The sequence below is a fragment of the Alishewanella tabrizica genome, from assembly GCF_014652375.1.
In the GTDB taxonomy this organism is placed as follows: Bacteria; Pseudomonadota; Gammaproteobacteria; order Enterobacterales; family Alteromonadaceae; genus Alishewanella; species Alishewanella tabrizica.
Window position 1 is genome coordinate 1 of sequence record NZ_BMYR01000010.1, and the last position, 14,753, is coordinate 14,753.

The following is a 14,753-nucleotide window of genomic DNA, read 5'->3' on the forward strand; positions in this document are numbered from 1 at the left end:
AAACGAAAGCGAGCGCAGATATTGGCTTAGCTATAACAATGTGGCCAAAATTAGTTGACCACTACATGCTGCGCATCACGTTTTTCAATATTAAGGCCCAATCGCGCCATTTCTTTTCGTACTTTATTGCAAAAAGGACACCCTTTAAACTGGTACAGGGCCAGTTGCTTACAGGCGTTGTCTACTTGGGTTTGCTGTGCCTCGCTGCGCTGAATGGCTTTAGGCGTAGTAAGCCATTCGGCTAGGAGCATAAAAGGGGTGAGAATAAGACGAACGAGCCGAAAGCATAAACGAATAACAACACGCATGGGTAACTTTACTCAACATTAACAGTGGGGCGGAGAAACGCGAAGCGAGAGTATACCAAATAAAGGAGGAGCGCGCATGCTAACTCAGGTGTTAACATGCGCGTATAGCTTAGAAACCAAATACCCATCTGGCTAAAGTAAGGGTAATAACACTGACCACAATGACCGAGAAGATATTAAGGGCAAAACCTGCTTTAACCATATCTGAGATTTTGAGTTGTCCAGATGAAAACACAATCGCATTAGGTGGTGTGGCGACGGGCATCATAAAGGCACAACTGGCTGCGATGGCCGCTGGGATCACTAAGGTTAAGGGGGTACCTGACATCGCTAAGGCAACTGGCGCCAATAAAGGCAAGAACCCAGCAGCGGTAGCCGTGTTGCTAGTTACTTCGGTTAAAAACACGATAACCGCGGTAACAATCACAATCATCACCCAAAACGGTACATCGCCCAGTAAGATAACTTGATCAGCGATAAAGCTGGCTAAGCCGCTCTTTGTGATCAGTGCGGCTAAGCTTAAGCCGCCGCCAAAGAGCATTAAAATACCCCAAGGCAGTTTACGGGTCTCGTCCCACGTTAGAATACGTGTGTTTTTACGATCTAGCGGTAACACTAAAATTAGCAGTGCAGCGGCCATTGCGATAATAGTGTCATCTAAGGGTAAACCCGTAGCTGAAGCCAGCAATGGCCGGAAAATCCAACAAAACGCGGTGAGAGCAAAAATAATTAATACGGCCTTTTCGCCACGCTGCATGCTACCTAGGTGGCTTAACTGTGCACGAAATAAGCCTTTGGTTTCTACAGCGTCAAGTTGGTCTACTTTGTAGGCCGCTTTAGTAAGCCATAACCAGCTTAACCACAGCATAACTATACTCAGTGGTAACCCTACCATCATCCATTCGGCAAACCCAATTTGAATGTCATAGTTATCCGATAAGAAGGCAGCCATCAACGCGTTTGGCGGGGTACCAATTAACGTAGCCAAGCCACCAATAGAGGCGGCATAGGCGATAGCCAATAATAATGCTTTCCCAAAACTGCTATCTTCTTTGTCTTGTTTTAGCATTTCCATTATAGATAATGCGATGGGAAGCATCATTACCGCAGTGGCCGTATTAGACATCCACATCGATAAGAAGGCGGTTACTAACATAATGCCGCCAATTTGCTGGCTGGGTTTACTGCCAACCAGTAGCATGGTGTGTAGGGCAATACGTTTATGTAATGACCAACGTTCCATGGCGATAGAGATGATAAAACCGCCTAAAAACAAGAAAATAAGCGGATGCGCATAAGGTTGTGCAACGGCTGTCAGCGTATTTAAGCCCAGTAATGGTGCGACTACCAAGGGTAGAAAAGAGGTAACGGGAATAGGTACCGCTTCGCTGATCCACCAACTGGCCATCCAAAATGTTAACCCTAGAACCAACCAACTGTCTTGATTCATACCAAAAGGGGCAGGGGCTAGCAGTGTTAAGGCCATAAACAGCGGGCCAAGTAACAAAGAAAATATCGGAGTTTTTGTAGGGCTTGTTGTCATTATTATGCTCCTAACCTTAGAAACGGTATTGTAAACCCAGCGCGACCGAGGTATCGCGGGTATCTGTTAGCTCAAGCTGAGTCACATAAAAATAGGCTTTGCTTTGGCTATTAAAAATATAATCTACCCCGGCTGTGTAGTGATTCGCCGCGCTGGTTTGCCGTAATTCTGAGGTATCACGTCCGGCTTGGATCTTAGGTAGCCAATTACCATAAGTATATTGCACACTCACATAGCCGCCAGTACCGCTGGCTGTGCCTTCGCTGGCTTCACTATATTGTAAAAGTGCCCCTAAGGTAAAATCACCGACTTGATGCTGCGCTAATAATCGGGTGGCATCAAGCCCACTTAAGCTTTGCGCGCGGGTTAATGTCAGGTAATAGGGCAGGGATTTTAGTGCACGATCACCATAGGCTAAACTTACCGCAACGCCGTCTTTACCATTTTGTCGCTCATTATCTTGGCCTAATACATAGGTTGCAGAAAGCTCAAAGCCCGCAAATTTGGGGGAAATATAGGTCAGGCTATCGCCTAAGCGATCTTGGCCTGGCAATATTTGCGCAATATCGCCGCTGGTTTCATTGTATAAGTCTACGCCGCCTTCACTGGTTTTTAAGCGGGTGTCATTACGACCGGCAATAAGCTGACCAAAGTTACCTTTGATCCCAATAAAGGTATTGCGTGCAGAAAACGGACTTTGCGTGTTCGCTTCATCAAATCCACGTACATCCACTTCATAAGTGAAAAACGCAGTGATGTGTTCATTTAATACTTGCTCGCCGCGTAAACCAAAGCGGCTAAAGGGCATATCCAGTTGCGTTCCCTGTTCAGTGTAACGCATAACACCTTTATCAGTGTGAGCAAGTTGTACTTCGGCCTTGCCATAGAGTGTGACACTGGGAACCGGCAGCGTAATGCTATTGGCGAATGCAGGGAGTGCGATAAAAAAAGTAGGAGAACATAATGCGGCCAAAGCCAGTGTAGTGCGGTTTACCTGTTTCATTGTTACCTCGTCATCGGTCGTTATAGTTGTAGGCGAGGTGTATAAGCAAGAAGATTGCCAATATTTTTTCATTTGCAATTCAATAGCTTAAAATTGGCGCAGCGGTGTTTTGGGTGGAATATGAAACGGCTTTTTTTAAAGATGGGTGGATTTCCACCCATCTATTGCGTGTTACTCGGGTAAGTCAGGATGCTCATCATCTTTAAATTGGCTACGCAATAATCCAAACTTACGCATTTTGTCATACAAGGTTTTGCGCGGTAAATTGAGGGCTTGCATCGTCTCTTTGATACTGCCCTTGGTTGCATTTAGCGCCTCTTCAATAAGCATTTGTTCAAAAAAAGCGACGCGCTCACTTAATCCCATGGCGCTGCCAATGGTATCGGGCAAGGGGAGACCTTGTTGCATAAAAGCGCCCTCTGGGCCAAGCAACACAAAGCGCTCGGCCAGATTACGCAGCTCGCGCACATTGCCTGGCCAGGTATGTGATAGCAGGCTGTCTAATTGAAATTGATTTAATGGTAATACGGGTTTGTGATAGCGCGCCGCAGCCAACATGGCAAAATGTTTAAATAACAGCGGAATATCTTGCCGCCGTTGCCGCAGCGGCGGGATCGCCACATGCAGAAGATTTAATCGATAATACAAATCTAACCGAAAGGAACCTTGTTGGCTCAGCTGCTCTAAGTTGGTTTTAGTGGCCGCCACCACCCGGATATTTAATGGAATACTCTGATTGCTGCCCAAGGGGGTGACTTTGCGTTCTTCTAATACCCGCAGCAAGCGAATTTGCACACTTAACGGGGTGCTTTCAATTTCGTCTAAAAATAGAGTGCCGCCATTGGCAAATTCAAATTTACCAATGCGCTTTTTATCGGCGCCAGTAAAAGCACCCGCTTCGCTACCAAAGAGCTCGCTCTCTATTAATTGTTCGGGGATAGCACCACAGTTTATAGCAACAAAATGTTGATCGCTGCGCTCAGAATTATCATGTAAATAACGCGCGACCATTTCTTTGCCGCTACCGGTTTCCCCTTCAATCAACACATCCGCTGGCGTATCTACAACCAAATCTAATAAATTGCGCATTTGGTTTATGCTGGGGCTGTCGCCGATAAGTTGTACTCTGCCGCGCCGACTTTCGCGCAATTGCGCACTTAATCTACGGTTTTGCAAACATAATTGGCGCTTTTCGGCAGCTTGTAACAGCGTTTTATGCAACGCGTTATGGTTAACCGGTTTTTCGATAAAACTATACGCTCCCAATTGCATGGCATTGACAGCAATACTGATATCACCGTATCCGGTAAGCACAATAACGGGTAAATCGGCATCACGCTGCTGAATGGCTTTTAGCACCGATAAGCCATCCATTTGTGGCATGTTTAAATCAGTGAGGATCACGCCAGCAAATTGCGTAGTAAGATTAGAAAGTAACGTGGCCGGATCATTAAAGGTTTTACAGCGCCAGCCTTCCAGTGTTAAGCCCTGGGCCAAGGCATCTAAAATACTGTTATCATCGTCTAACAGCCAAACTTCAGCTTGGGTGCTCATGCATTACTCCGAAATATAACGCGGTAAGGTAAGGGTGACGATTGCACCCCCCGCTGGATGGTTTTCAATCTGTAAATTGCCATGATAGCTTTGCACAATTTGCCGAGAAATAGACAATCCCAACCCTAATCCCGAGCCTTGCTTAGTCGTAAAAAAGGGTTCAAATAAATGCTCCATTACATGAGGTTGAATTCCTGGGCCGTTGTCATGTATCTGTAAAATGGCCTTATCGACACTTTGATTAATCTGTATTGTTAAACTGGGAGAACTGTTTTGGGCAGCCGCTTGCAGCGCATTCCCAAGCAAATTAACGAGCACTTGTTCTAATTGCAGTGGATCCACTTTAACCTGTGTGGCTGCAACATCCTGTAGCTGGATTTGCGCCTGTTGTTGTTTTAATGCTGGTTGTAGAATGCCCAAGGCATTTTCAATAACGTGTTTTAAGCGCACTGGCGCGGGGCTATTAGCGGCTTTACGACTGAAACTTTTAAACTGTTTTACAATATGATTTAACCGCAGCAGCATTTGACTGATTTTATCTAAGTTTTCCGCTAACTCACTGTAACGCGCCTTTTGCAAAAGCAATTGCGCGCTTTGTAAGTAACTGTGCATCGCCGTTAATGGCTGATTGATTTCATGGTTAATCGAGGCGCTTAATTGCCCAATGGTTGCTAACTTTGCGGCTTGTAATAATTGTTCTTGCGCCTGTTGTAAGCCTTGCTCGGCTTCATTTCGCTGCTGAATTTCATGCTGTAATTGTTGATTACTCTGTTGTAACGATTCGGTACGTTCGGCTACGGCCAGCTCTAATTGGGTGAACATTACCGCTTTTTGCCGTTGTTGCTGTCGGCGGCTACGCCAAAAGCTGATTGCCAATAACAGCACCGATAAGAATAAACATAAGCTAGTAGCTAATTGTATTGCTTGAACTTTTAAAGGCGCAGCAGGTTGCAATAACACCAACTGCCAAGGCAAACGCTGATTATCTTTCACGGTTACGGCGTACTGTTTGCTTTGGTCGGGTTGTTGGAGAGGATCACTGGCTAAACGCCATAATGGCCCCTGTTGTTTAACTTTAAGTGCATGCAGCGTTACCCCAGGATGCCGCGGGCGGGTGGTGGCGTCCTCACCTAACCACGTTAATCGCCAAGGCTCATGGTTACTGGCGATAACGGTTTGTTCTTCGTCAACCAACATAAATAATAACGGACTTTGACTGGCAATAGATTGATAAGCCAATTCGAGTTGATCGATATTAAGTTTTACCGTTAACACCCCTAGGATCTGTTGCTGAGCATTGCTTACGGTGCTCGCAAAATAGATCCCGCGTTCGTTGGAAACCCAGCCTAGGCCATAGTCGACATAGCTTTTATTCGCACGTATCGTTTCCGTAAAATAAGGTCGAAAACCAAAGTTATACGCCATAAAACTGACAGGTTCGCCATAATTACTGCTTGCTAGAACGACACCTTGCGGATCCATTAAATAAATAGAGGCGCTACCACTGGCTAAGTTAAAGTCGGCGAGTAATTGGCTTAGCGCGGTTTGTTGCGCCGCTACGGTTGGATTTTGCAACAACTGTTGTAGTTCAGGCCGCTGTGCCAAGGTATCGGTTAAGGTACTAAAGCGGGTAAGTTGCAAGTTAAGATATTGATTAAACTCTACACCATGCTTTAGCGATAATTGCTGGGACTGTTTAAGTAATTGCTGAAAAATAAGCTGATAGCTACCCAATGTGATGAGGACTAAACTGCAAATAATAAACAGGGGTTGTCGATAAAATGGACGCATTACAAGCTCAGTTAGGGCGTTTAAACGCAATGCTACCGTAAGCTAGGCTATCGAGCCAGTTGATTTCGCCATTCGCTTTGCTGCGATATTTAACGTTGACAGTCGCGGCGGCATACAAAACCCTTACCCATGATTATGCGTATGCTACTATAATGACGAGATAATAAAGCCTTTCATTCCTCTATCGTTGTGAGACTACCCCATGAAGTTAACTGATCAAGCTTGGCGCGAGCGTTTAACCGCAGAACAATATCGGGTAACCCGTTTGAAGGGGACCGAATATCCTTTTACCGGTGAGTTATTACACCACACGGCGCAAGGCACCTATCATTGTGTGTGCTGCGGTGTTGAGCTGTTTGATGCCAGCACTAAATTTGATGCCGGTTGTGGCTGGCCCAGTTTTTTTGATGCCATTGCAGGTAAAGTGCGTTACGAAAAAGATGTAAGTCATGGCATGCAGCGCATTGAAATTCTATGTGCTCAGTGCGACGCGCATTTAGGGCACGTGTTTAACGATGGGCCGGCGCCAACGGGTCAGCGTTATTGTGTTAATTCGGTATCGCTTACCTTTAACCATGCGACAAAAGGCTAAAAACATTCTGTAAGTGTTGTGGTAAGGTTTCATAATCAATTACAATAGGCCGCCTTCAACGAACCGCTGTACCCTACATAAAGCGGAGAGGGCAACACCGATTAATTCATCTTATTGAAGTAAAAGGCCTAATATGACCCTATCACACGCAGAACAGTACCAAAAAAGCTGGCAGGAACGCCAGGAATACGCCGAAAACATGTTACCTATCATTGGTCGGCTATATCGCAATAAAGGCATAGAAGTGGTGGTATATGGTCGGCCGCTGGTCAATTCCACCACCATCGATATTATTAAAGCGCACAAAACGGTACAACGTTTTGAAGGTCAGAAACTTCGCCTGCGTGAAAGCTTTCCTGTATTAGAAGCCATTAGCAAAATGAATTTGGCCCCAGGGCGCGTAGATATTGGCAAGTTAGCGTATGCCTTTTTATATAAAAATGTTGCGGAAGGATTAACTCTCGAGCAATACTTAGCCGATGCTTTAAGCGATATTTTAGATCATGAAGATCAGGTTAAACCGGTTGACGTGGTGTTATATGGTTTTGGACGTATTGGCCGTTTGTTAGCGCGTTTAATGTTAGAACGCTCTGGTCCCAGCAGCAAATTGCGTTTAAAAGCCATAGTGGTGCGTGGCGGTAAAAAAGGCGATTTAGAAAAACGTGCCAGCTTGCTGCGCCGCGATTCTATTCATGGTCCTTTCAATGGCAGCATTACGGTTGATGAAGAAAACCAAGGTATTAAAGCCAATGGTACCTTTATTAAAGTCATTTATGCCGACTCACCTGAGCTAGTGGATTACACGAAATACGGTATTGATAACGCACTTATTGTTGATAACACCGGTATTTTTAAAGACGATAAAGAATTATCCATTCACTTCCAGAGCAAAGGTGCTGCTAAAGTATTGCTGACCGCACCGGCGAAAGGTGATGTACCTAACGTGGTGTATGGCGTAAACCAGCATATGATCACGGCCGAACACAAAATTGTTTCTGCTGCCAGCTGTACCACTAATGCTATTACCCCTGTGTTAAAAGCATTACAAGACGAGTACGGTATTCGTAATGGTCACGTGGAAACCGTGCACTCTTACACCAACGATCAAAACCTGATTGATAATTTCCATAAAGCTGAGCGCCGTGGCCGTGCTGCACCATTAAATATGGTATTAACCTCTACGGGTGCCGCCAGCGCTGTTGCCAAAGCCTTACCTGAGTTAAAAGGTAAACTTACTGGCAATGCGATCCGCGTACCAACGCCAAATGTGTCTATGGCCATTTTGTCGCTGAATTTAAATCGCGAAACCACCAAAGATGAGTTGAACGATTTCTTACAACGCACGTCACTGTTCTCTGAACTGCAAGATCAAATCGACTTTACCAGTTCTACAGAAATTGTCTCGTCGGATTTAGTGGGTTCACGCTATGCGGGTGTCGTTGATTCGCAAGCCACTATTGTTGATGGCGATCGCTGCGTGTTGTACGTGTGGTACGATAACGAGTTCGGTTACAGCGTTCAAGTGACCCGAGTAATGAATGAGATGGCTGGGATAAAATACCCTACGTTACCTCTGACAAAATAGCGTTGGGCTGTGTAGGGGCTTTTAGTATACGTTAACCAGTCGTTGATATTGGCTGTAGGTTAAAACCTTGGCCATACATTATTCCCCCATACATAATATTTTTAAGCCCGCTGCATTCAGCGGGCTTTTTTATTGTGGCTAAGTCGCTCTTTTCATGGCAAGAATGCAACGGCAAGTTTTTCAGTCGCTTCTTTAGCTGATTTGGGGGTGAGGATGATTATCGTGATGAATGTGTAATAAATAAGTAGGTAATAAGGCAGATGGGGATAATAAGAAGGGTGTTAGAGAGCATAAGATGTCCAAGACGCTCAAACAAAAATGGCCAGCTAAGCTGACCATTTATACTATCGGAAACCGATAAGCGCTATAAGTAGCGTACTATTACAGTACAGTTACGTTAGCAGCTTGTGGGCCTTTTTGGCCTTGTTCGATTTCGAAAGCTACGCGCTGACCTTCGTTTAAGGTTTTGTAACCTTCAGTTTGGATTGCACGGAAGTGAACGAAAGCGTCTGCGCCGCCGTTGTCTTGAGTGATGAAACCGAAACCTTTATCAGCGTTGAACCACTTTACTACACCAGTTACTTTAGCCATGAGAGACTCCTAAAAATTTAAAAAGTTATTTAACGCGGAATGCGCTTTTAGCCTGACTGTTACTTATGTGGCCAAACGTGCGTGAATCTTCAGGACATGACTTACAAGCGAAGCTGTGTAGCGAAGTTTTCAAAAACAAGTTGTTACATAGGTCTGTACTACAGGCCGGAAAACACTATAACAGGTCTGAGCGGAATGTATAGCTTTATCGGTCAATAAATCAGATAAAGTTAAACAAAATAAAAAAGCCGGTAAAAAACCGGCTTTTTTTAATAACTTAAGCTGATCTACCAGCTAAATTATGATTAGACGTTTAAGGCCACTTCAGGGGCAACATAGGCCAGATTTAAGGCTTCTGCTACGCTTTCGTTAGTAACATGACCACGGTACACGTTTAAGCCTGCTAATAAGTGTTTATCGTCGAGCAGAGCTTGTTTATACCCTTTGTTCGCAAGGCGGATAATAAACGGCAGGGTGGCATTGTTTAAGGCAAAAGTAGAGGTACGTGGCACTGCACCAGGCATATTGGCAACACAATAGTGCACGACATCGTCAACAATATAGGTAGGATCAGCGTGGGTTGTCGGTTTAGACGTTTCAACACAACCGCCTTGATCGATGGCTACATCCACAATGGCTGAACCCGGTTTCATGCGCTTGATATGATCACGTGTTACCAATTTAGGCGCTGCGGCACCCGGTACTAATACACCACCAATGACTAAATCTGCAGCCAATACTTCTTGCTCTAAGGCTTCAGCTGTTGAGTAAATGGCTTTTACCGCGCCGTTAAACTGTGCATTGATACGACGTAATACATCCACATTCCGATCTAAAACGGTAACATCAGCACCCATGCCCACAGCCATTTGCGCGGCATTAGCACCTACCATACCGCCACCAATCACCACAACTTTCGCTGGGGCTACGCCTGGTACACCACCAAGTAACATACCCCGACCTGCACACGATTTTTCTAAGGCGCGGGCACCAGCTTGAATAGACATACGGCCAGCTACTTCAGACATCGGCGCTAATAAAGGTAAGCCCCCTTTATTGTCAGTGACCGTTTCGTAGGCAATACATACGGCTTTTGAGGTAACTAACTCAGCCGTTTGCTCTGGATCCGGCGCTAAATGCAAATACGTAAATAAAATTTGGCCATCGCGTAGCATGGCACGCTCTACGGCTTGCGGTTCTTTTACCTTTACGATCATATCGGCTTTAGCAAAAACCTCTGCAGCTGTTGCCAACACCGATGCGCCTACCGCTTGATAATCTTCGTCTGTAAACCCAATGCCCATACCGGCGTTATGTTCAACAAACACACTGTGGCCATGACCAACAAGTTCACGTACGCTAGCAGGCGTCATGCCGACACGGTATTCATGGTTTTTAATTTCTTTTGGTACACCGATAATCATAAGTTTCACCTTGGTTGGGTTATCCCTTTGCTCTTTGTCGCTGCAGCGTTTTGGGCTGTATCGTCAATGATCGTAGGGTTGGGTAATATTGCTTGTGTATAAAATATTTTTGCGCAGTATAACGGCAAAAAACCAGAATTACTGCTTGTTTTAAGTTGGTTAAATAGTGCAAAATCCTGTTTTGATAAAAAGCTCGGGATTTTATGCTGACATGTATTCTTTAAATAAGAGTATCAAGAAGTTAGATCGCATTGACCGGAAAATTCTGGTGGAATTACAACATGATGGCCGCTTAGCCAATGTAGAATTAGCGCGGCGAGTCGGACTAAGCCCTACACCTTGTTTAGAGCGTGTACGTAAGCTAGAAGCCGAGGGCTACATCCTAGGGTATACCGCGTTGGTTGATCCTCACAAAGTGGGCGCAGCCATGTTAGTGTTTGTAGAAATCACCTTAAGTAAAACCTCACCAGAAGATTTTGACGAGTTTAGTAAGGCCGTGCAAAAGCTCAATGAAATTCAAGAATGCCATTTAGTGTCCGGTAGTTTTGATTTTTTATTAAAAACTCGGGTAGCTAATATGGCAGCGTATCGCGAATTGTTAGGCGAAACCTTGCTGCGTTTACCCAGCGTGCGGGAAAGCCGCACCTATGTGGTGATGGAAGAGGTAAAGCAAAGCAGTTTTGTTCCAATGTTGTAAGGGTAGGCGTTTATACAGCGCTTATTCAGCCAGAGCCGACTAACCTTCATTGGCTAACTGCGCTAAAATACCCGTTTAATCAGTGTGCTATTGCGTGTTTTGTGCTGCAATTACCGCAACAACGCATCGGACACAGATAAGCAAAGATGCACTTTTACAGCAGCTCTGGTAACCTACAACTTTAAAACAGACTGCAATAGCATTGATGTCGAGCCAGACGCTGCCATGGGCAACTTTGTCTGGTTTTTTGACATGGATTTTTGAATTTAGGGGCCTTTCTTTTGCAAAGCAGAGTGTTATTTTCGTTAAATGGAGTGCAGCGTCTACTGGAAGTCGGATTAATTATATTTTCCGGTGTAGCACTGTTTATGTTGTTGGCGCTATTGTCATTTGATCCGGCCGATCCCAGTTGGTCGCAAACGGGCTATCATCAGCAAATTAATAATTATGCTGGGCGGGGTGGGGCATGGCTGGCCGATGTATTGCTTGTCAGCTTTGGTTGGATTGCTTATCTACTGCCTTTTTTAGTCGCCTTCTCAGGCTATTTGCTTTTTAAGCGTTATCACGATCTACTCAGCTTAGATTATTTGATTTTGGGATTAAGACTGTTTGGCTTATTGCTAACGGTGTGCGCCGCAACGGCCATTAGCAGTATGAATTTTAATGACATTTATTATTTTTCGTCGGGTGGCGTTTTAGGCGACAAAATTAGCGGCACGCTATTACCTTTATTCAATTTTATTGGAACTAGCTTATTTCTGTTATGCGGTTTTGCCACGGGACTGACCTTGCTCACCGGCATATCTTGGCTAACAGTAGCCGATTACCTTGGGGCACAGTGTTTTGCGTTTTTTAATTTTCTGATAAGTTTGCCTGCACGTCTGCGAAGCAAGCCGCAGCCCAATCCTTTTGCGTTAGACAATGTGCCAGCCGAAAACGATGACGATGCGATCGCGGCTAAACCGGGACCTAAAGCCAGACGGGTAGTAAAAGTGCAAAACCTGCCTGAGCCGGTTGACGATGATTTTGTGTTTCCAGATGTAGATGATAAAAACGAGCCACGCTTTAGTTTCTCTGCTGAGGATTTCCCCGACGAACCTACAATGCATCAGGCGGTAGACAATCCTGTTTATAGCCCCGCAACTAAACCAGTGCATAATCCGGTGCAGCAATCTGTGCAGCAACCTATGCAGCGCAAAGAACCCTTACCTATTCGGCCTTTAAATGAGCGCACCGAAGCCAAGGCGTATTACAGCATTGATACGCTGGCCGATGAGCAATTATCCTTTAGTGCGGTAGACGAGCCTTTTGATGCTGAGCATGTCAGCAAAACCTTCCGCGAACTTGAGCAAGAACAAACGGAAGAGCTTGATCCCTTAATGCGTTTCCCAGCCGATGAAGACGAGCAAATCGAAGACAGTGATGATAGCGAAGAAGTGGCACATTCGTTAGAAGAACTGCCTTCACTAGCCTTGTTAGATCGGCCAGATAAAGCGGTAAATCCTATCGATCCGGCCGATTTAGAGCGCGTATCGCGTTTGGTTGAAGCGAAATTGTTAGATTTTAATGTAGAAGCCAAAGTGGTTGGGGTTCATCCTGGCCCTGTGGTGACGCGTTTCGAGTTAGATTTAGCACCGGGTGTAAAAGTGAGCAAAATTACCGGATTAGCTAAAGATCTGGCACGCTCCTTATCGGCGATTAGCGTACGTGTGGTAGAGGTGATCCCTGGCAAAAGCTATATCGGTTTAGAGTTACCCAACCAGCATCGTGAAATTGTGCGTTTGTCGGAAGTGATTGGCGACGAGGTTTTTACCGAATCTAAATCGGCTTTAACGATGGTATTAGGTAAAGATATCGCGGGTAAATCGGTGGTGGCTGATTTGGCGAGAATGCCTCACTTACTGGTTGCCGGTACGACTGGCTCGGGTAAGTCGGTTGGGGTAAACGTGATGATTTGTAGCTTGTTGTATAAATCAACGCCCGATGATGTGCGCTTTTTGATGATCGATCCAAAAATGTTGGAATTATCGATTTACGAGGGGATCCCCCACTTATTGACCGAAGTGGTTACTGATATGAAAGATGCCGCTAACGGATTGCGTTGGTGTGTAGGCGAAATGGAGCGGCGTTATAAGCTCATGTCGGCGTTGGGCGTGCGTAATCTTAAGGGCTATAATCTTAAAGTGAAAGACGCGATCAATGAGGGGCAACCGATAAAAGATCCATTATGGAAGCCTTCGGATGATATGCGTGGCGAAGCCCCCTATTTGGAAAAGTTGCCTTCAATTGTGGTGGTTATTGACGAATTTGCCGACATGATGATGATTGTGGGCAAAAAAGTAGAAGAGCTGATTGCTCGTATTGCGCAAAAAGCGCGGGCGGCAGGTATTCATTTGATTTTAGCAACGCAACGGCCTTCGGTGGATGTGATCACCGGCTTAATTAAAGCGAATATTCCAACGCGGATCGCGTTTCAGGTGTCATCAAAAATTGATTCTCGCACCATCTTAGATCAGCAAGGTGCAGAAAGCTTATTGGGGCAGGGCGATATGTTGTATTTACCGCCTGGCTCTGGGGTTCCAAACCGAGTGCATGGCGCTTTTGTCGACGATCACGAAGTGCATGCCGTGGTCGCCGATTGGAAAAAACGGGGTAAACCACAATATATTGCAGAAATCTTAAGTGGTGAAACCACCGAAGAGAACTTATTACCCGGCGAAACACTCGAAGGTGAAGATGGCGAAGCTGATCCGTTGTACGATCAAGCAGTGGCGTTTGTCATTGAAACACGCCGCGCCTCTGTTTCGGGTGTGCAACGTAAGTTTAGAATCGGTTATAATCGTGCTGCGCGGCTAGTGGAACAAATGGAACACAGCGGCGTGGTAAGTGCTCCAGGTCATAATGGCAACCGTGAAGTGGTTGTGCCGGCTGCAAACAGAGGATATTGATGAATAAATTCAAAGCGGTAGTGGTGTTGTTTGCATGTTTTGCTGGCAGCTCGCTATGGCAAACACCCCAGGCGCAAACAGTAGAAGTGTTACCGCGTCCAGATTTTGCGCCGCACATGCAGGCTATGCGACAACAACGTATGGCGGCAGAAGATGCCAGCGCAGAACTGATGCAGCAATTGGCCCTAGTGAAAGCCTTTTCGGCAACCTATCGCCAGCGTGTATACGATATTCAGCAACAGTTGTTACAAGAAGGGGAAGGAACCTTATCGCTAAAGCAGCACGCACGGTTTCGGTTTGAAAGTGAAACACCCGAGCCATCCTTGTTAGTGAGTGATGGTAAAACGTTGTGGTTCTACAACGAATTACTGGAACAAGTAAGTATTTATAATGCCGAAAGTGAAGTGGGCCAAACGCCTTTTGCCCTACTAACCAGTGCAGACAAAACGCTATGGCAACAGTACCAAGTCACTAAACAGGCCCAAAGTTTTTTTATCCATCCTTTAAGTGCAGATAATCCGGTGCAACAGCTTATGCTCACCTTTAGTGACAATAAGCTGATAGAGATGCAAGTGATTGACATCAATCAGCAGCAAAGCGTGTATGTGTTTAGTGATATTGTCTTAAATGGTCGGTTAGCAGATGGATTATTTCGGTTTAAGGTTACCGATAATCTTGATGTTGATGATCAGCGCAAACCCTAAGTGCGCGTTAACC

12 protein-coding genes are annotated in these 14,753 nt (G+C 45.4%); 5 read left to right on the forward strand and 7 right to left on the reverse strand.

The window, feature by feature from the left end; translation table 11 throughout:
- Positions 1–50: 50 nt before the first annotated feature.
- From IE070_RS12115 to IE070_RS12135, 5 genes are all read right to left on the reverse strand, one after another.
- Complete coding sequence (locus IE070_RS12115; RefSeq protein WP_229797056.1) at positions 51–308, reverse strand: thioredoxin domain-containing protein; 258 nt, start codon at positions 306–308, stop codon at positions 51–53.
- Positions 309–417: 109 nt separating this feature from the next.
- Positions 418–1,851 (reverse strand): SLC13 family permease, encoded by a 1,434-nt coding sequence (locus tag IE070_RS12120; protein WP_189483462.1) that lies wholly within the window; start codon positions 1,849–1,851, stop codon positions 418–420.
- A 16-nt stretch (positions 1,852–1,867) separates the two neighbouring features.
- On the reverse strand, positions 1,868–2,854 hold the full coding sequence (locus IE070_RS12125; RefSeq protein WP_189483463.1) for a porin: 987 nt from the start codon (positions 2,852–2,854) through the stop codon (positions 1,868–1,870).
- Between the two features lie 171 nt (positions 2,855–3,025).
- Positions 3,026–4,408, reverse strand: a complete 1,383-nt coding sequence (locus IE070_RS12130) for a sigma-54-dependent transcriptional regulator (RefSeq protein WP_189483464.1) — start codon at positions 4,406–4,408, stop codon at positions 3,026–3,028.
- Between the two features lie 3 nt (positions 4,409–4,411).
- Positions 4,412–6,199, reverse strand: coding sequence for a sensor histidine kinase (locus IE070_RS12135; protein WP_189483465.1), 1,788 nt, complete (start codon positions 6,197–6,199; stop codon positions 4,412–4,414).
- Between the two features lie 202 nt (positions 6,200–6,401).
- On the opposite strand from IE070_RS12135, the gene msrB reads away from it, so the two are divergent.
- Positions 6,402–6,791: a peptide-methionine (R)-S-oxide reductase MsrB gene (msrB, locus tag IE070_RS12140; protein ID WP_189483466.1), complete on the forward strand. Its 390-nt coding sequence runs from the start codon at positions 6,402–6,404 to the stop codon at positions 6,789–6,791.
- 133 nt (positions 6,792–6,924) lie between these two features.
- Positions 6,925–8,376: a glyceraldehyde-3-phosphate dehydrogenase gene (locus IE070_RS12145; RefSeq protein WP_189483467.1), complete on the forward strand. Its 1,452-nt coding sequence runs from the start codon at positions 6,925–6,927 to the stop codon at positions 8,374–8,376.
- Positions 8,377–8,757: 381 nt separating this feature from the next.
- Here IE070_RS12145 and cspE read toward each other — a convergent pair whose 3' ends face one another.
- Complete coding sequence (gene cspE, locus IE070_RS12150) at positions 8,758–8,967, reverse strand: transcription antiterminator/RNA stability regulator CspE (RefSeq protein WP_027670166.1); 210 nt, start codon at positions 8,965–8,967, stop codon at positions 8,758–8,760.
- Positions 8,968–9,272: 305 nt separating this feature from the next.
- The gene (gene ald / locus IE070_RS12155; RefSeq protein ID WP_189483468.1) at positions 9,273–10,391 is read right to left on the reverse strand and encodes an alanine dehydrogenase; all 1,119 of its coding nucleotides are present in this window, start codon (positions 10,389–10,391) and stop codon (positions 9,273–9,275) included.
- Positions 10,392–10,602: 211 nt separating this feature from the next.
- Here ald and lrp point away from each other — a divergent pair, with 211 nt between their 5' ends.
- The 3 genes from lrp (at position 10,603) to lolA (ending at position 14,740) form a co-directional block, all read left to right on the forward strand.
- Positions 10,603–11,088, forward strand: a complete 486-nt coding sequence (gene lrp / locus IE070_RS12160; RefSeq protein ID WP_189483469.1) for a leucine-responsive transcriptional regulator Lrp — start codon at positions 10,603–10,605, stop codon at positions 11,086–11,088.
- A 260-nt stretch (positions 11,089–11,348) separates the two neighbouring features.
- Positions 11,349–14,036, forward strand: a complete 2,688-nt coding sequence (locus IE070_RS12165) for a DNA translocase FtsK (protein ID WP_189483470.1) — start codon at positions 11,349–11,351, stop codon at positions 14,034–14,036.
- Complete coding sequence (gene lolA, locus IE070_RS12170) at positions 14,036–14,740, forward strand: outer membrane lipoprotein periplasmic chaperone LolA (RefSeq protein WP_189483471.1); 705 nt, start codon at positions 14,036–14,038, stop codon at positions 14,738–14,740. Before IE070_RS12165 ends, lolA begins: the two co-directional genes overlap by 1 nt.
- Positions 14,741–14,753 lie beyond the last annotated feature (13 nt).